This is a genomic window from Streptomyces sp. CA-210063 (assembly GCF_024612015.1).
Classification (GTDB): domain Bacteria; phylum Actinomycetota; class Actinomycetes; order Streptomycetales; family Streptomycetaceae; genus Streptomyces.
In genome coordinates this window covers 5,019,130-5,036,100 of record NZ_CP102512.1, presented here as the reverse complement: position 1 = coordinate 5,036,100, position 16,971 = coordinate 5,019,130, and the positions used below count along the sequence as shown (strand labels likewise).

The window sequence follows — 16,971 nt, the reverse complement described above, 5'->3', positions numbered from 1 at the left end:
GCGGGCACGAGGTGATCGTCGACGAGCGGCATGTCACGCCGGGCCGGGACTGGGCGACCGGATACACCAAACTCCAGTGCCGCGACGGCCACTTCCTGACCGGCTACAGCGTCCGTGGCGCGGCCGTCTCCGCCGCCCTGTGCGTAGCCGCCCCGCCCGGCTCGATCGTCGGCACGAACGGCCGCACCGTCTGGTTCGACCGCGGCGACAACAGGGGTTCGGCTCCCAAGGGCGGCGACTTCGTGCACGGCCACCACAAGGGCCAGTGCGCCAACGACGAGTACGCGGCCGGGATCGCCTTCACGGCCCGGGTGGGCTCGTCGCGCACCCCCGACGCGCTCTACTGCCGGCAGCGGAGCTGATCCGCCGCGCACCTCGCTCCGGCCTGGCGGTGTCGTGTCGAACGGCAGGCTGCGCGCGGTGTTCACCGGCGCGGAGGTCGGCACGAACCCTTCCGGGACCGCGCCGACCTCCTGCCGACCGGTGTCATCCGCCTGTCGGCATGGGCGTCGTGGTGGAGTTCCGGCGTCAGGCGGGGCGGAGGGCCTGATGCCCGTCTCGAGTGCCGAGTGGTTCGTCACCCCCGTCACCCCCGGCTCCATGCCGGGCGCGTCGGCGGTGACGGACCAGAGCGAGGGCCCGGGCGGTGATGACCGCGATGGAGGCGATCCCCCCGGTTGCCGCGCACACGACAAGGGCCGGCCAGGCGTAGGTGGTCTGTGCCAAGGTTCCGGAGCGGTTCATCAGCAGGCCGAGCAGCGAGGCGAGTTGGGTGAGGAGGAGGATCGGGAGCGCCTGGGGCAGCAACCGCAGGGCCGTACGCCACCATGGTCGCCGTGCGGTGTGCCGCGCCCATCGGGGCGCGCGCAGGACACCACGGATGCCGAGGCCCGCCGCCAGCAGGGTCAGTGCCGCCAGGACCCAGTCGGCCGTCATCGAGAAGGGCTTCGCCACCTCGGCGTTCTTGCCCCGCGCGAGGTCGACGAGGCCCGTCGAGATCTGGGCGGCGTCGTCCCCGGAGATCAGGCCGGTGTTGGTGACGACCGCGATGCCGATCCCGCTGTCGGGCAGCAGGACGGCCATGGAGTTGTGGGTCAGGAGTTGGCCGCTGTGCTGGATCTGCTCGGGCCCGTCCCCCTGCTGGTGCCGCCACCAGCCCATCGCGTAGTCCGTGTCCTTCGGCGCCTTCGGTGGGGTGTGCGTGAGCTCGATGGTGCGTGCGGTGGCGATACGGCGGCCCTCGGCGGACACACCCTGGTTGTTCTGGGCGATGAGCCACTGGGAGAGGTCGTCGGCCGTGGTGACGACACCGTGGCCGCCCGCGGTGAACCAGCGGGGGTGCGGACGGGAGAAGACCGTGCCGTAGGCGCGGACGTAGCCGCGGGCCCGGTCGGGCATCTCGGCGGTCGTGTCGACGGACGCGGTGCGCGTCATACGCAGAGGCTTGAAGAGCTCGGCTGACAGGTAGTCGGCGAAGGGCTGTCCGCTGACCACCTCGACCAGGCGGGCCGCGACGAAGTAGTTGGGGTTGTGGTAGCGGTGCCGGGCGCCCGGCGCGGTGGCGAGGGGCGCCTCGCGCATCGCGGCGACGGCCTCTTCGAGGGTGTGCGGTTGCGCGCGGGTCAGATCCGGGTAGGCGGAGTCGGCCATACCGGAGGTCTGGGTCAGGACCTGCCGGACGGTGATCTCCCGGGAACGCCGGTCGGCCAGGGTGAACTCGGGCAGGTAGCGGTGCACGGGCTGGTCCAGGTCGACTTCGCCCGCCTCGACCAGTTGCATGACGGCGAGTGCGGTCATGGACTTCGACAGCGACGCCACGGGCAGGCGCGTCCGCTCCGTCATGGCCTGCCCGGACGCGGTGTGCCCGTACCCCGCGGTGTGGACGACCCGGTCGCCCTTGGTCACGGCGACCACCGCACCCGGCAGACGGGTCTGCTCCAGGTAGTCGCGTACGAATCGGTCGATCGAGGCCGGATCCAGGGCGGCGTTGGACCGCGGGGCCGAGGAGGCCGATACGGCCGGTACGGCGGTGGCCGCGACCGCGATACCGAGCGCGGCCAGCACAGTGCCGAGTCGGCGACGCGTGCCGGTGGGGACGGTGATCAGCTTCATGGAGCCCAGTGCACCGGTCCCGCCCCCGTCGGCGCACTGGCGCACACGCGAGTTCGGAGGTAGTGCATGCACTACTGCCCCGAGATCCCCGGCTCGGTAGGTTCGAGGGATGCGACATCGGACCGCCTGGCAGGCGCTCGGTCAGAACCCGCTGAAGGTGCTCGGCTCCAGCTGGCCCTGGCGGTCCTTCGCCTATCTGCTGTCCGGAGTGGTCTTCGGTGCCGTCGCCGGCGCTGTCCTCGTGGTCGCGCTGGCCGCCGGGGTCGTCTCGCTGGTGGTGTTGGTGGGCGTGCCGATCCTGCTCGGTGTGGCACTGTCCGGCGTCGCCGTCACCCGCTTCGAGCGGTGGCGCCTGCGCCTGGTGGACCTCGACCCGGTGCCGGACCCGCACCGGGCCCCCGCACGCGCGGGACTTCTCGGATGGGTACGAACCCGGCTGCGAGAGCCCGCGACCTGGCGTGAGCTGGGCTTCACGGCGGTGTCGGCGACCGCTCTGTGGTGGATGGACTTCCTGGTCCTGGGCTTCGCCCTGGTCGTCCCCGTGCTGGTGATCATGTCGCCCCTCGACGACCCCGGGGCCTGGCCGCTGGTGATCGTCGGTCTCAGCCTGCTCGCCGCCGCGCCGTACACCATCACTGCCTGGGCCGGCGCCAGAGCGGCCGTCACACGTCTCATGCTGGCGCCGCGCGACAACGAACTCGGCCGTGAACTCACCGACGTACGGGCCTCCAGGGTGCGGCTCGTCGATGCCTTCGACGCGGAGCGGCGCCGGATCGAGCGGGACCTGCACGACGGGGCGCAGCAGCGGCTGGTCTCCCTCAACGTGATGCTCGGGCTGGCCGCCCTGGACACCGAGCCGGACTCACCGCTGGCCGACCGGCTCGCCATGGCGCAGGAACAGGTCGGGCTCGCTGTCGACGAGCTGCGGGAGCTCAGCCGGGGTGTCCATCCGAAGGCTCTCACCGATCACGGTCTGGCCGCCGCGGTCGAGAACCTGGCGGGGCGCTCCGCGTTGCCCGTCACGGTCGACATCCGCCTGCCTCGTCGCCTTCCCCTTTCCGTGGAGACCGCGGCGTACTTCGTGGTCGCCGAGGCTCTGACCAACGCCGTCAAGCACAGCAGGGCAACCCGGGTCGAGGTGCACGCCCGCCTGCACACCGACGTGCTGGCTCTGTCGGTCAGCGACGACGGCATCGGCGGTGCCGCACCGCAGGCGGGTACCGGCCTCGTAGGCCTGGCCGACCGCGTCGCCGTGGCGGACGGCAGACTCCGTATATCCAGCCCTCAGGGCGGGCCCACCCTGATGCACGTGGAGCTGCCGTGCCGCTGACCGTCGTACTCGCCGAGGACTCCCCGCTGATGCGGGACGGCCTGGTCGGCGTGCTCACCCGCTTCGGTCACCAGGTGCTCGCCGCCGTCGGCGACGCGGACGCCCTGACGGCCGCCGTTCGGGAACACCGTCCCGACATCGTCGTCACCGACGTCCGCATGCCACCGGACAACACCGACGACGGCCTGCGCGCCGCCGTCACCCTGCGCCGACAGCACCCCAGCCTGCCGGTCCTGGTGCTCAGCCAGTACATCGAGCAGTCCTACGCCGCGCATCTGCTCGACCTGGGCAGCGACACCGGGGTCGGCTACCTCCTCAAGGACCGCGTCAGCGCCGTCAGCGAGTTCGTCGACGCGGTCGCCCAGGTCGCCGCGGGCGCGACGGTCGTGGATCCCGAGGTGGTCCGCCAACTCCTCAACCGCCGCCGCGATCCCCTGCGACGCCTCACCCCCCGAGAGCGCGAGGTCCTCGCCCTGATGGCCGAGGGGCGCGCCAACGCCGCCATCGCCCGCGAGCTGTACGTCACCGAGGCCGCGGTCAACAAGCACGTCAGCAACATCCTTCAGAAACTGGAGCTCCACCTCGACGGCCACGGCCACCGCCGCGTCCTCGCCGTCCTCACCTACCTCCGCGGATGACCGGCGACGGGCGGTCGCCAGACGTTCGGTGAGCGAAGGCGCCTGCCGTCGTTCGGCCTTGAGCCCGGGTCATCGCGACAGCGCTTCGCCTCTCGTGGACGTTGGGGACTCCACGGCGGCAGCTGTGCTGTGAAGGTTGAGGCGCACGATCACCGGTGCAGGGTCGCTTCCCCGTGGACCCGGATGCCGGTCCGCTCACCGGGCCGTACGGAGAGGGGCCCGGCCGCGCGGATGTCGACGGGGTCGTCCAGGCCGTCGACCGCCACGGTCACCATGGCGTCGTGGCCGTAGAAGCGGACGTCGGTGACGGTACCGCCGGCCGCGCTCGAAGCGGGCTCGGTGAGTTCCAGCTGCTCCGGGCGCAGCAGCACCGTGCCGGAACCCGCGCCCGCGCCCACGTCCGCGTCCGCGTCCGCCTCCGCTTTCGCGCCCGCGTCCGTGACGAGCGGGATGATCCCCAGGGCGGTGTCCGCGGTGGTGCCGTGGTGCGCGGTCGCCGGGAGCAGGACGGCGTCGCCGACGAAGCCGGCGACCCAGGGGTCGGCCGGGCGCCGGTAGACCTGCTGCGGGGTGTCGCACTGGGCCACGCGGCCGTCGCGTACGACGGCGACGAGGTCGGCGGTGGACAGGGCTTCCTGCTGGTCGTGGGTGACCAGGACGGCGGTGGCGCCGCTGAGTCGCAGGGCCGTGCGGACATCGGCTCGGACTCCCGCGCGCAGGGCGCTGTCCAGGGCGTTGAACGGCTCGTCCAGCAGGACCAGTGCCGGACGCGGTGCCAAGGCGCGGGCGAGGGCGATGCGTTGCTGCTGTCCGCCGGACAGCTCGTGGGGCATCCGGTCGCCGTAGCCGGCCAGCCCGACCAGGTCCAGCATCTCCTGCGTACGGCGTCGGCGGGCGGTCCGGTCGAGGCCGGTGAGGCCGAAGGCGACGTTCCGGGCGACGCTCAAGTGCGGGAACAGGGCGCCTTCTTGGGGGACGATGCCGATGCGCCGCCGCTCGGGAGGCAGGTGCACTCCGGGACCGGTCAGCGGGCGTCCGCCGACGGTCACGCTGCCCGCGTCGGCGCGCAGGAAGCCCGCGATGACGCGCAGCAGGGTGGTCTTGCCGCAGCCGGAGGGGCCGAGCACCGCGGCCAGGGCGCCGCCGGGGACGGTCAGGTCGAGCCCGTCGAGGACGGGCGGCGTGTGCGGGCCGTAGGACTTGGCCAGCCCTTCGACGCGCAGTTCGGTCATGTGAGGTTCGGCCGTGTGCGGCTCGGTCATGTGCGGTGCCTCCCGAGGAGGTAGGAGGGGATCGCGGCCAGCAGGATCAGCGCGGCGGCGTACGGCGCGGCGGCGGCGTAGGAGCCGGTTCCGGTCTCCGTCCACAGGCGGGTGGCCAGCGTGTCCATGCCGGTGGGGCGCAGCAGCAGGGTGGCGGGCAGTTCCTTCATGCACACCACGAAGGTCAGCGCGGCGCCCGCCGCCACACCGGGCGCCGCCAGCGGCACGGTGACTTCCCGCACGACCTGCCAGGGCCTGCGGCCCAGCGAACGCGCCACGTCCTCAAGGCCGGGCGGCGCCTGGAGTACGGCGGCGCGCGTGGCGGCGACCGCGACGGGCAGGAACAGCACGGCGTACGCGCCGACCAGCAGGGGGAGTTCCTGGTACAGCGGGTGGGCGTAGCGCACGGCGAAGAAGACGAGCGACAGGGCGATGGTGATGCCGGGCAGGGCGTGTCCCGCGTAGGCGGCCTGTTCGAGCAGATGGGCGGCCCGGCCCCGGTGCCGGGCGGCGATCACTCCGATGGGCAGGGCGAGCACGGTCGTCAGCGCGGCGCCCGCGGCGGCGACGCCGAGGGTGGCCGTGGCGGTCTCGGTGAGGCGGGCGGGGTCCCAGGTCGCGGAGTTGCCGACGGTCAGCCAGTAGCCGAGCGTGGCGAGCGGGAACGCGACGGCGGCGGCGGTGACCGCGCCGCACCAGCTCAGCGACGGCACCAGCCACTTGCCCAGGGGGGCGGGGTCCGCCGGGCGTGCGGTGCCGGTGCCGGTCCGCGCGTATCCCGCCCTCCCCCTGGTGCGCGCCTCGGCGGCGACCAGGGCCACGGTGAGCACCACCAGGACGACGCTGAGCGCGGCGGCCGGGGTCCGGTCGAAGGACGCCCGGTAGGAGGTGTAGATGCCTCGGGTGAAGGTGTCGTAGCGCATCAGGGAGACCGCGCCGAAGTCGGAGAACACGTACAGCGCCACCAGGACCGCGCCACCGGCCGCCGCCGGGCGCAGTTGGGGAAGGGTGACGCGCCAGAAGGTGCGCAGCGGTCCGACGCCGAGCGAGCGGGCCGCTTCCTCCTGGGCGGGGTCGGTGCGGCGCAGCGCGGCGGCGACGGGCAGATGGACGTACGGGAAGCTCACCAGGATCAGTGACAGGGCGGACCCGGTGAACCCGGCCAGTCGCGGGGCGGCGGACAGCCAGGCGAAGGCGGCGACATAGCTCGGCACGGCCAGCGGCAGCGTCACCAGCACCGCCCAGCCGCGCGCCCACGGCAGGGCGGTCCGGGTGGTCAGCCACGCCAGTGAGACGCCGAGGACCAGGCAGGCCGCCACGACGACCGCGGCGAGGGCGATGCTGCGGCCGAGCAGCATCGCGGCGCGCTCGGTGGTGACGATGTCCCAGGCGTAGCCCGGCCCGTGTTCGAGGGCGCGCACGCAGAGGTACACGAGTGGAAGCAGTGCGAACACGGCGGCGACCGCCGCCGGAAGGCCCAGCACCCAGGGGACCCGCCCGGCGGGCGGGAGCCGTGGAGCCGGGCGGGTGCCGGGGCTTTGGCTGACGGACGTGCCCGTCTTCATGACTGACCGGGCCTCAGACCAGTCCGGCTTCCTGGAGCATGGTCAGCGTCTCCTTGAGCGAGTCGAGCTCGCCGAGGTTGATCTCGGGCGCCTGAAGCGAGTCGAGCGCGGGCAGGCCCTCCGCCGGAGCGACGCCCGCGGACAGCGGGTACTCCTTGGTCTCCTCGGCGAAGTAGGTCTGGGCCTCCTCGCCGAGCAGGAAGTCCGCCGCCTGCTGCGCGTAGTCGGCTTCCTTCTTGTCGGCGCCCTTCAGCAGGCCCACACCGGCGACGTTGACCAGACCGCCCGGGTCGCCGGCGGGCAGGAAGTGGAGCTTGGCGGTGAGCTTGTCCTCGCCCTCCTCCGCGGCCTTCTCGTACCAGTAGTAGTGGTTGATGAGCCCGACCGAGACCTCCCCGGAGTCCACGGCTTCGAGGATCTCGGTGTTCTTCTCGTACGACTTCGGGGAGTTGGCCTTCAGGCCCTTCAGCCAGTCGCGGGTGGCGTCGTCGCCCTCCAGGACGCGCATACCGGTGACGAACGCCTGGAAGGAGGCGTTGTTCGGCGCGTACCCGATCTTCCCCTTCCACTCCGGCTCGGTCAGCTCGTGGACGCTGTCCGGGGGCGTGGAGACCTTGCCCGGGTGGTAGGCGAGGACGCGGACCCGCCCGGAGACGCCGACCCAGTCGCTCTCGCCGCCCCGGTAGGCCGCGTCGACCTTGTCGAGCGTCGGCTGCGGGAGCGCCGTCAGCACGCCTTCCTTCGACAGGGCACCGAGGGCACCCGCGTCCTGCGAGAAGAACAGACCGGCCTCGGTCTTGTCGCCCTCCTCCAGGATCTGGGCGGCCAGTTCGGCGCTGTCGCCGTAGCGGACCTCGACGTTGGCGTCGAGGTGCTTCTCCAGCTTCTCCAGCAGCGGTTCCACCAGGTCCTCATTGCGCCCGGAGTAGATGACCAGGTCGGCCGGCTCGTCGCTGCACGCCGCGAGGGCCGGGGCGAGCAGGCCCAGAGCGAGGAGCGGTACGGCGAGACGTCTGGCCGAGGGGCGTCGCATGGTGAAGCCTTCCTGACATGGCTCAACTCCGGTGCCGGAGAACGCGCCGTGGGACGGCGAAGGAGAGCGAGCGGGGGAGCGGTGCCGCGAAGTAACCTGTGAACGTCCTATGAATAAGGTAAAGCTAACCTCATCGTCAAGAACGGCTTGATAACGGGTGGCGCTTACCGCTCCGGGCGCACTCCAGTGAGCCTGCCACGCACCCCTTGTGATGTTTCTGTGTCTTTCCTTTGAGGTTAGGCATACCTAATACTGCGCCTGTGCTCACCCCCTCTGACCTGCTCTCCGGCGTGCCCGGCGCCACCTCGCCGCTGTTCGCCGGACGCCTCGCCACGCACGGCGACCGCGCCGCCCTGCTGACCGCCGACGGCGAACTGTCCTACCGCGAGCTGGCTGAAAAGGTCGCCCAGGTGGCCGCCCGCCTGGGCGTCCGGCGGCGACTGGTGCTGCTCGCCGGCACCAACACGGCCGACGCCCTCATCGCCTATCTCGCCGCACTCGCGGCCGGCCACCCGATCCTGCTGGTCCCCGGCGACAACGACGAGGCCGTACGGTCCCTGACCGCCGCCTACGACCCGGACGTCGTGATCGGCGCCGACCGCTCAGGACGGTGGCGCCTCGACGAACGACGGGCCGTCTCGGTACACGAACTCCACCCGGACCTCGCCCTGCTGCTGAGCACCTCCGGCTCGACCGGATCGCCCAAACTCGTGCGCCTGTCGTACGAGAACCTCCAGGCCAACGCCGAGTCCATCGCCACGTACCTGGAGATCGGCGAAGCCGACCGCGCCGCCACCACCCTGCCCATGCACTACTGCTACGGCCTGTCGGTCATCAACAGTCATCTGCTGCGGGGCGCCGGCCTGATCCTCACCGACCTCTCCGTCGCCGACGACGGCTTCTGGGACCTGTTCCGCTCCGCACGCGGCACCACCTTCGCGGCGGTCCCCTACACCTTCGACCTGCTCGACCGGACCGGCTTCGCCGAACTGCACCTGCCCCACCTGCGCTACATCACGCAGGCGGGCGGCCGACTCGCCCCCGAACGGGTCAGCCACTACGCGGAGTCGGGACGGCGCGACGGCTGGGACCTGTACGTGATGTACGGCCAGACCGAGGCCACCGCCCGCATGGCCTACCTGCCCCCGCACCTCGCCGCGACCCGCCCCGAGTCGATCGGCCTCCCCATCCCCGGCGGCTCCTTCCACCTGGAGCCCCACCCCGACTGGCCGGACCAGGACACCGGTGAACTCGTCTACTCGGGCCCGAACGTCATGCTCGGCTACGCCGAACACCCCTCGGACCTCGCACTGGGCCGCACCACCGAGGACCTGCGCACCGGTGACATCGCCCGGCGCGCCCCGGACGGACTGTACGAGATCGTGGGCCGCAGCAGCCGGTTCGCGAAGATCCTCGGCCTTCGCATCGATCCGCAACGCGCCGAGGCACTGCTGCACCGTCACGGCTTCACGGCTCTCTGCGCGGGCGCCGACGACGAACTCAGGGTGGCCGTGGTGGGCGACGGCGACACCGACGCGGACCGGGTGCGGCGCCTCGTGACCGGCGAGTACGGGCTCCCGCCCCGAGCGGTCACCGTCCACGTCCTGCCCGAACTGCCCCGGCTGGCCACGGGCAAGCCCGACTACGAGGCCGTACGGAAGCTCGGCCCCGGACGGGTGCCGAGTGAACAACCGTCGGATCTGTGCCAGTTGTACGCCGCGATACTCGACCGCACGGACGTCACCGAAGACAGCAGTTTCGTCTCGCTGGGCGGCGACTCGCTGTCGTACGTGGAGATGTCGCTCAACCTGGAGCGGACGCTCGGCCGGCTGCCGCCGGACTGGCACACCAGACCCATCCGCGACCTCCGCCGACCGGAGCCCGACGGGCCGGCGCCAGGGAAGGACTCGCGTCGGCGACGCACCCTGGAGACCGGCATCGCGCTGCGCGCCGCCGCGATCGTCCTCATCGTCGGCTCGCACATCCACATCTTCTACGTCAAGGGCGGCGCCCATCTGCTGCTGGCGGTCGCGGGCTACAACCTCGCCCGTTTCCACCTCACCCCCTCCGCCGAACGCCGCGAACGCGTCCGCCACGGACTGCGCGGCATCGCCCGGATCGCCCTGCCCAGCCTGGCCTGGATCGCCCTGGTCGTTCCGCTCACCGACGACTACGGCCTCACCAACCTCGTCCTGCTGCACAGCGTCCTCGGACCGCACGACAGCGAAACGGCCATGCACTTCTGGTTCGTCGAGGCGCTCACCTACATCCTGGTCGCCGCCGTCGCCCTGCTCGGCCTGCGGACCGTGGACCGCGCGGAGAGGCGTTTCCCGTTCGCCCTCCCCATGACGATCGCGGCCCTGGGGCTCCTCACCCGCTACGACCTCCTCGGCCTGCGCGACCGGATCCACATCCCGTCGGCGGCCGTGGTCTTCTGGTTGTTCGCGCTGGGCTGGGCCGCGGCGAAGGCGGACACCACCCGACAGCGCGTGCTGGTGACCGTGGCGGCGGTGGCCACGATCCCTGGTTTCTTCCCGGGCGAACCGTTCCGTGACGCGGTCGTCACGGCCGGCTTCGTGCTCCTGGTATGGGTACGCACCCTGCCGACCCTGGGCCCCGTCAACAGCGTGGCCGGCGTACTGGCGAGCAGCTCGCTCTACATCTACCTGACCCACTGGCAGATCTACCCCCTGATCGACGGCTTCTCCGGCTGGCTGGCACTGCCCGCCTCGCTTCTGTTCGGCATCGGGTACGCCGCGGTGGTCAACCGGGGGATGCGGCACCTGTCCGGTCTGCGAGCGCGGCGCCGACACCGAGGAGCTGCCTGAGCCGGCACGCACGGTCGCGTGGGCCAGGCCCGCGAGTAGGGTTCGATCATGCCTCTGAACCGCCATATCCTCCGATGCTCGATATGCGGCGCGAAGCTGGAGGGCAACAACCTCGAACTGGTCAAGGACGAGGTCAGAAGACACAAGTTACGGAATCACCCCCCGTCTTTGTCCGGGAGTCGCGCGTTCTCCCACGACAAGGCCAAGCCACAAGGTGTGCGTTCCACCAGGCAGGCGAGTGCCGGCCCCGCATCCTCGTCGTCCGGCCGAAACCGGAAGACCCGCATCGCGCCCATCGTTGCTTACGCCGTGGCCAGTACCGCGATCGTCGCCGCATCGCTCTTCGCCGCGGCCTCCGCCGATCCCGGATCCGGCCCCAGCACCTCCCTCGGCGTCGGTCCCACTCTCCACACGCCCACCCCCACCTCGACTCCGTCCCCGTTCGAGCTGCGCAGCCTCGTGGGCGACAACTGGGATCACGCCTTACGCACGCTGGACGCGGAGACCACCGCGGGGGGAGAAGTCCTCCCCGAATCCGTCGCGTTCGGCACCACTCTGAAGTTCCTCGGCCTGAACGACCCTCGTTACGACGACTGGACGGTGTGCGGCGCCGAGCTGACCAAGGGGACCCTGAGCGAGCCCGGATGGGTGGTGACCATCGCCTTGGCCGACCCCGCGGACGGCTGCGACGGCACCACCGTCCCGAGTGACGAGCCCACAGCCGAAGAGGAGGCCCCGACCTGGGATACCGGCGACACCGAAAGCCCGGACCCGGGAGGGAGCGGGTACACCTCAGGTGACACCACGAGCCAGGAAGTGCGGCCCGGGGCATGGTGCAGCGGCTCCGGAACACTGGGGAGGACCAGCGCCGGGACTCTCATGGAATGCAGGTACGGAGCGGGTCAGGACCTCCGTTGGCGCCGCGCCTCCTGACAACTCCGGTGTCGTCGCTGCCCCTTGGTCACATTGAGCCTCGTTCGACGGTCACCTTCGAACCACAGGTCATCGGGGCTGTTGTGAGTCAGCGATCTCTCGTTCTTCGGCACGACGGCGAAGTGCCCGAGGACGCTGCGATACCCTGGGTGGGTATTGCATCATCGTCGTGTCCACTCCGATGGCGCCCAGGACACAGGGGACCCATGATCCGTGCCTACGATGAGGCGGTGACCCGCCTCGGACAGCGCAAGCGACCGCGACCGCGGTCCTTTGGGCTGCTCGTGTGCGCGCTGCTGCTGGGTCTGCTCGGCATGCACGGCCTCGGACCGGTCCCCGCGCTCCATGAGCCTGTCGGGCACGATCGCCCAACGGCGACCTCTCACGCGGGTGTCGTGGTGTCGATGCCGGGCGAGTGCGGCCACGACGCGGGCGGTGGATCCGGGCACGTGCATCACGCGGACCCGACCTGCGCCTCGGCATCCGTTGCCGGGGCCCCTGCCGTGGTGCCGGTGCTGGTGCCCGACGTGGTGTCCTCGGCCGAGCCGACGGACGTACGTACGCCCTCGGCCGGCAGCGGCCCCGACGGCGGCCGCGCGCCACCCTCACTCTCCGAACTCCAACTCCTGCGGATCTAGAGCGGCCCGCACGCCGCCGCACACCCCTCAAGCGGGCGCGGCGCCGTGCTTCGGCATGCCCTTCTCCAGATCCGAACGCAGGAGTTCCACCATGACCGCACACCGCAGGTTGTTCCGTCGTACCGCCCTCACCGCCACCGCCGTCGCGGCCGCCCTCGTCCTGACCGCATGTGGCGGCGACAGCGACAGCGGCGGCCACGACATGGGGTCGATGAACTCCGACTCCAGCCCGTCCGCGTCCGCCTCGGCGAAGGCCGGCGACCACAACGACGCGGATGTCTCCTTCGCCACGGAGATGATCCAGCACCACCGCCAGGCCGTCGACATGGCCGAACTGGCTGACGGCCGTGCCGCTTCGCAGGAGGTCGAGGACCTCGCCACGAAGATCAAGGGCGCTCAGGACCCGGAGATCAAGACGATGTCCGGCTGGCTCACCTCGTGGGGTGAGGAAGTCCCCGAGGCCGCGGCCGACATGGGCCACGACATGTCGTCCGACATGCCCGGCATGATGAGCGGCGAGGACATGGCCGAGCTGGAGAAAGCCTCCGGTACCGAGTTCGACAAGATGTTCCTCGAGATGATGGTCGAGCACCACGAGGGCGCCATCGAGATGGCCAAGACTGAGAAGGCGGACGGCAAGTACGGTCCCGCCACCAAGCTCGCGGACGACGTCATCACCGCCCAGACCGCCGAGATCGAGCAGATGAACAAGCTGCTCGGCAAGGGCTGACACATGTGCCGGGAGGTGGTGCGGTCGTCGGCGCGCCACCTCCCGGTGGCCCGGGGTCGGCGCTCAGATGGTGGGGATGGCCGCGGTCCGCTCGCGTCGGTCGCCGTGCTCACGCCCGGGGTTCCGGCGAGATCTCCTTGATCAGGCCCTCGACCAGCACCTTGATCTCGTCACGGATCGGGCGGACGGCCTCGACGCCCTGGCCCGCCGGGTCCTCCAGCTGCCAGTCCAGGTACCGCTTGCCGGGGAAGACGGGGCAGGTGTCGCCGCAGCCCATGGTGATGCAGACGTCGGACTCCTTGACGGCGTCGACGGTGAGCATCTTGGGGACCTCGGCGGAGATGTCGATGCCGACCTCGGCCATGGCCTCGACGGCGGCCGGGTTGACGCCCGCGCCCGGGTTGGAGCCGGCGGAGCGGACCTCGACACGGTCCCCGGCCAGGTGGGTCAGCCACGCGGCGGCCATCTGCGAACGGCCGGCGTTGTGGACACAGACAAACAGCACGGAGGGCTTGTCGGACATCAGAGGTCTCTCTTGTCTCACGACGGCATCAGGTATGAATGACTTCAGTACCCGGTGGTGTCAGCCACCACTGATGTGAGAGTATCAGCCCATGATGACGTCAGTCGACAGTGATTTGATCCGGGTCCTGGCCGACCCGCTCAGGCTCCAGATCGTGACCCTGCTCGCCCGCGAGACGCTGTGTACCACCCACCTCGTGGAGGAGACCGGTGCCAAGCAGACCAACCTCTCCAACCACCTGAGAGTGCTGCGGGAAGCCGGTGTGGTGGAGACGGAGCCGTGCGGCCGGTACACCTACTACCGGCTGCTCCCGGACGTCGTCGCCCAGCTCGCCGGCCAGTTCGCCGACCTGGCCGAGTCCGCTCGTACCGCAGCCGAGAACAAGAGGGCCTGCCCATGACCCCCGCCGAAGCCCCCGCGACCGCGGAGTCCGTGACATCCGCCGCCGAGCCCGGGTCCGCCGGGTCCGGGCGGTCCGCCGGGTCCGTCGAACCGGCGCCGGGTGCCACCCCGCCGCGTACGCCCCTGGTCGCCAGGGCCGCCGCCGAGCTCGTCGGTACGGCCGCCCTGGTGGCGGTCGTGGTGGGCTCCGGCATCCAGGCCACCGAGCTGACCCAGGACGTCGGCGTGCAGCTGCTGGCCAACTCCCTCGCCACCGTCTTCGGCCTCGGCGTCCTCATCCTCCTGCTCGGCCCGGTCTCGGGCGCGCACTTCAACCCGGTCGTCACGCTGGCCGAGTGGTGGAACGCCCGGCGGGGCGGCGCCGGAGTCACCGCGCGCGAGGTGGCCGTGTACGTCTCGGTCCAGGTCGTGGGAGCGATCGCGGGGGCGGTGCTGGCCGACGCGATGTTCGCAAAGCCGCTCGTGGAGTGGTCCACGCACGACCGCTCGGCCGGGCATCTGCTGCTCGGTGAGGTCGTCGCCACGGCCGGGCTGATCCTGCTGATCTTCGGCCTGGCCCGCGCCGACCAGCTGCGCTTCGCGCCCGTCGCCGTCGCGTCGTACATCGGTGCCGCGTACTGGTTCACCTCGTCCACGTCGTTCGCCAACCCGGCGGTGACCATCGGCCGTGCCTTCACCGACACCTTCGCGGGCATCGCGCCGGGATCGGTCGCGGGGTTCATCGGCATGCAACTCATCGGCGCGGTGGTCGGGTTGGCGCTGGTGGCGCTGATCTTCATGCCGAGCCGGTCCGCTGAATGACCCGCAGGACGCAGGTGGTGGTGATCGGCGCAGGCCGGTCCGGGCTCGCCGCCGGCTTCCATCTGCGCCGCTCGGGCCTGGAGTTCGTCATACCCGACGCCCGCACCGAGCCCGGCGGCGCCTGACGACACGCCTGGGAATCGCTGCACTTGTTCCTGCGGGTCGGGACCGTGCACGCAGTGGTTCAGCCCTTGCCGCCGAGGATCCCGCCGAGCGCGGCCACGACGGACGGCTCGACCTTGTAGTACACCCAGGTCCCGCGCCGCTCGGAGGTGAGCAGCCCGGCTTCCCTGAGCTTCTTCAGATGGTGGGAGACGGTCGGCTGGGAGACGCCGACGTCGGAGATGTCGCACACGCACGCCTCGCCCCCCTCGTGCGAGGCGACCAGCGAGAACAGTCGCAGCCGTACCGGGTCGCCCAGAGCCTTGAACATACGGGCCGTCCGCTCGGCTTCTTCGGCGGTGAAGGGGCGCTCGGTCAGCGGCGGGCAGCAGGGCACCGCGGACTCCGGGGCTTCGGGCTCCAGCAGCGGCAGTACCTCGACATTCGACATGCATCTATGTTGACACACGTCGAACCAGTGGCCCAGGGGTGCCGGCCGCGGGGCATCTCCAAGGTCACCGGACGTGGATGTGCTCCACGCTCGACCTCTTTCGTGCCTTCTGATTCGATGAATGTCTATGTTGAAGTTCGTCGAATCAGGTGCCATGCTGGCATTCAAGAGATTGACGGATGTCGAAACAAAGGGGATCCCCGTGAGCGCGTCCACCATCGACCCCGGCCGGCTGCCCGTCGTGGTCATCGGCGCCGGCCCGGTCGGCCTGGCCGCCGCCGCCCACCTCGTCGAGCGCGGCATCGAACCACTGGTCCTGGAGGCCGGCCCCGCAGCGGGCACCGCCGTGCGCGACTGGTCGCACGTGCGGCTGTTCTCCACCTGGGCCGAGCTGGTCGACCCGGCCGCCGAGAAGCTGCTGGCTCCCACGGGCTGGGCCCGCCCGGACGGTTCCACGTACCCCACCGGCGGCGACTGGGCCGAGCGGTACCTCCAGCCCCTCGCCGACGCCCTGGGCGACCAGGTCCGCTACGGCGCCACGGTGACCGGCGTCGCCCGCGCCGGCCGGGACCGGATCGTCGACTCCGGCCGCGACGAGCAGCCCTTCACCGTCCACCTCCGGACCATGGACGGCCGCGAGGAACGCCTCACCGCCCGCGCCGTCATCGACGCCTCCGGCACCTGGACCGTCCCCAGCCCGATGGGCGCCGACGGCCTGCCCGCCCTCGGCGAGAAGACCGCCGCCGACCGCGTCACCTACCGCGTCCCCGACCTCGACGACCCGGCCGTACGCGCCCGTTACGCGGGCAGGCGCACCGCCGTCATCGGCTCCGGGGCCTCCGCCTTCACCGCCCTCGCCCTCCTCGCCGGCCTGGCCAAGGACGAGGACGGCACACACGCGGTGTGGATCCTGCGCCGGGGCATCGGCGCCGGCACCTACGGCGGCGGCGAGGCCGACGAGCTCCCCGCCCGCGGCGCCCTCGGCCTGCGCGCCAAGGCCGCCGTGGAGGCCGGCCACGCGAGCGCGGTCACGGGATTTCGTACACAGGCTGTGGAGCACGACGGCGAGCGGCTCGTCCTGGTCGCGGAGGACGGCCGCCGCCTGGACCCGGTCGACGAGATCATCGTCCTCACCGGCCTCCGCCCGGACCTGTCCTTCCTCTCCGAACTCCGCCTCGGCCTCGACGAACGCCTCCAGGCCCCGACCGCCCTCGCCCCGCTCATCGACCCCAACGTCCACTCCTGCGGAAGCGTCTACCCGCACGGCGTGAACGAGCTCTCCCACCCCGAGAAGGACGTCTACCTCGTCGGCATGAAGTCCTACGGCCGCGCCCCGACCTTCCTCGCGATGACCGGCTACGAGCAGGTCCGCTCCATCGCCGCCGCGCTCGCCGGCGACCGGGAGGCCGCCGAACGCGTCGAGCTGACCCTCCCGGAGACGGGTGTGTGCGGCGGAGCGGGCCTCTTCGACGACCCCGACGCCGCACAGTCCGGCGAAGGCGGCGGCTGCTGCGCCGCACCCGCCACCCTCCAGATCGGCATCGGCGCCCCGGCCTCGTCCGGCGGCTGCTGACCCCGCGACCGACGTCGACCCTCGCGGCGGCGCGACCGGAACCGCAGGGA

At 71.4% G+C, this 16,971-nt stretch carries 16 protein-coding genes and 1 pseudogene; 11 read left to right on the top strand and 6 right to left on the bottom strand.

Going from position 1 to position 16,971, the window contains the following annotated elements; translation table 11 throughout:
- Positions 1-2: 2 nt before the first annotated feature.
- A pseudogene (locus tag JIX56_RS21835) lies at positions 3-362 on the top strand (glycoside hydrolase); the annotation flags it as partial.
- 166 nt (positions 363-528) lie between these two features.
- Here JIX56_RS21835 and JIX56_RS21830 read toward each other — a convergent pair.
- Positions 529-2,112: a serine hydrolase domain-containing protein gene (locus tag JIX56_RS21830; RefSeq protein ID WP_257542887.1), complete on the bottom strand. Its 1,584-nt coding sequence runs from the start codon at positions 2,110-2,112 to the stop codon at positions 529-531.
- A gap of 109 nt (positions 2,113-2,221) precedes the next feature.
- On the opposite strand from JIX56_RS21830, the gene JIX56_RS21825 reads away from it, so the two are divergent.
- Together JIX56_RS21825 and JIX56_RS21820 are read left to right on the top strand one after the other, a co-directional pair.
- Positions 2,222-3,442 (top strand): sensor histidine kinase, encoded by a 1,221-nt coding sequence (locus JIX56_RS21825; RefSeq protein WP_257542886.1) that lies wholly within the window; start codon positions 2,222-2,224, stop codon positions 3,440-3,442.
- Positions 3,433-4,080 carry a response regulator gene (locus JIX56_RS21820; RefSeq protein WP_257542885.1) on the top strand — a complete coding sequence of 216 codons (648 nt, stop codon included), beginning with the start codon at positions 3,433-3,435 and terminating at the stop codon, positions 4,078-4,080. The genes JIX56_RS21825 and JIX56_RS21820 overlap by 10 nt, the downstream gene beginning before the upstream one ends.
- Positions 4,081-4,229: 149 nt before the next feature.
- Here the strand turns inward: JIX56_RS21820 and JIX56_RS21815 are convergent, their stop codons facing one another.
- Genes JIX56_RS21815 through JIX56_RS21805 form a run of 3 tightly spaced genes read right to left on the bottom strand, consistent with a single transcriptional unit; the run spans position 4,230 to position 7,940 of the window.
- On the bottom strand, positions 4,230-5,312 hold the full coding sequence (locus JIX56_RS21815; RefSeq protein ID WP_257551012.1) for an ABC transporter ATP-binding protein: 1,083 nt from the start codon (positions 5,310-5,312) through the stop codon (positions 4,230-4,232).
- A 26-nt stretch (positions 5,313-5,338) separates the two neighbouring features.
- Positions 5,339-6,907 carry an ABC transporter permease gene (locus tag JIX56_RS21810; RefSeq protein WP_257542884.1) on the bottom strand — a complete coding sequence of 523 codons (1,569 nt, stop codon included), beginning with the start codon at positions 6,905-6,907 and terminating at the stop codon, positions 5,339-5,341.
- Between the two features lie 13 nt (positions 6,908-6,920).
- A complete protein-coding gene (locus JIX56_RS21805) occupies positions 6,921-7,940 on the bottom strand; it encodes an iron ABC transporter substrate-binding protein (RefSeq protein ID WP_257542883.1) in 1,020 nt (339 codons plus the stop codon).
- Between the two features lie 260 nt (positions 7,941-8,200).
- Between JIX56_RS21805 and JIX56_RS21800 the strand changes: the two genes are divergently transcribed.
- The 4 genes from JIX56_RS21800 to JIX56_RS21785 all read left to right on the top strand — a co-directional run bounded on the left by JIX56_RS21800 (position 8,201) and on the right by JIX56_RS21785 (position 13,069).
- Entirely contained in the window at positions 8,201-10,768 is a 2,568-nt protein-coding gene (locus JIX56_RS21800) for an AMP-binding protein (protein WP_257542882.1), read from the top strand.
- A 309-nt stretch (positions 10,769-11,077) separates the two neighbouring features.
- The gene (locus tag JIX56_RS21795; RefSeq protein WP_257542881.1) at positions 11,078-11,701 is read left to right on the top strand and encodes a hypothetical protein; all 624 of its coding nucleotides are present in this window, start codon (positions 11,078-11,080) and stop codon (positions 11,699-11,701) included.
- A gap of 230 nt (positions 11,702-11,931) precedes the next feature.
- A complete protein-coding gene (locus JIX56_RS21790; RefSeq protein WP_257542880.1) occupies positions 11,932-12,339 on the top strand; it encodes a DUF6153 family protein in 408 nt (135 codons plus the stop codon).
- Positions 12,340-12,430: 91 nt separating this feature from the next.
- The gene (locus JIX56_RS21785) at positions 12,431-13,069 is read left to right on the top strand and encodes a DUF305 domain-containing protein (RefSeq protein ID WP_257542879.1); all 639 of its coding nucleotides are present in this window, start codon (positions 12,431-12,433) and stop codon (positions 13,067-13,069) included.
- A gap of 109 nt (positions 13,070-13,178) precedes the next feature.
- Here JIX56_RS21785 and JIX56_RS21780 read toward each other — a convergent pair whose 3' ends face one another.
- On the bottom strand, positions 13,179-13,592 hold the full coding sequence (locus tag JIX56_RS21780; protein ID WP_257542878.1) for an arsenate reductase ArsC: 414 nt from the start codon (positions 13,590-13,592) through the stop codon (positions 13,179-13,181).
- A gap of 91 nt (positions 13,593-13,683) precedes the next feature.
- On the opposite strand from JIX56_RS21780, the gene JIX56_RS21775 reads away from it, so the two are divergent.
- From JIX56_RS21775 to JIX56_RS21765, 3 genes are read left to right on the top strand one after another with little or no spacing between them, the layout of a single operon-like run.
- The gene (locus JIX56_RS21775) at positions 13,684-13,992 is read left to right on the top strand and encodes an ArsR/SmtB family transcription factor (RefSeq protein WP_257542877.1); all 309 of its coding nucleotides are present in this window, start codon (positions 13,684-13,686) and stop codon (positions 13,990-13,992) included.
- On the top strand, positions 13,989-14,795 hold the full coding sequence (locus JIX56_RS21770; protein ID WP_257542876.1) for an aquaporin: 807 nt from the start codon (positions 13,989-13,991) through the stop codon (positions 14,793-14,795). The genes JIX56_RS21775 and JIX56_RS21770 overlap by 4 nt, the downstream gene beginning before the upstream one ends.
- Entirely contained in the window at positions 14,792-14,920 is a 129-nt protein-coding gene (locus JIX56_RS21765; protein ID WP_443031852.1) for an NAD(P)-binding protein, read from the top strand. The genes JIX56_RS21770 and JIX56_RS21765 overlap by 4 nt, the downstream gene beginning before the upstream one ends.
- A 59-nt stretch (positions 14,921-14,979) precedes the next feature.
- Here the strand turns inward: JIX56_RS21765 and JIX56_RS21760 are convergent, their stop codons facing one another.
- Positions 14,980-15,348: an ArsR/SmtB family transcription factor gene (locus tag JIX56_RS21760; protein WP_257542875.1), complete on the bottom strand. Its 369-nt coding sequence runs from the start codon at positions 15,346-15,348 to the stop codon at positions 14,980-14,982.
- Positions 15,349-15,550: 202 nt separating this feature from the next.
- Here JIX56_RS21760 and JIX56_RS21755 point away from each other — a divergent pair, with 202 nt between their 5' ends.
- Positions 15,551-16,921, top strand: coding sequence for an FAD-dependent oxidoreductase (locus JIX56_RS21755; protein ID WP_257542874.1), 1,371 nt, complete (start codon positions 15,551-15,553; stop codon positions 16,919-16,921).
- Positions 16,922-16,971: the final 50 nt, after the last annotated feature.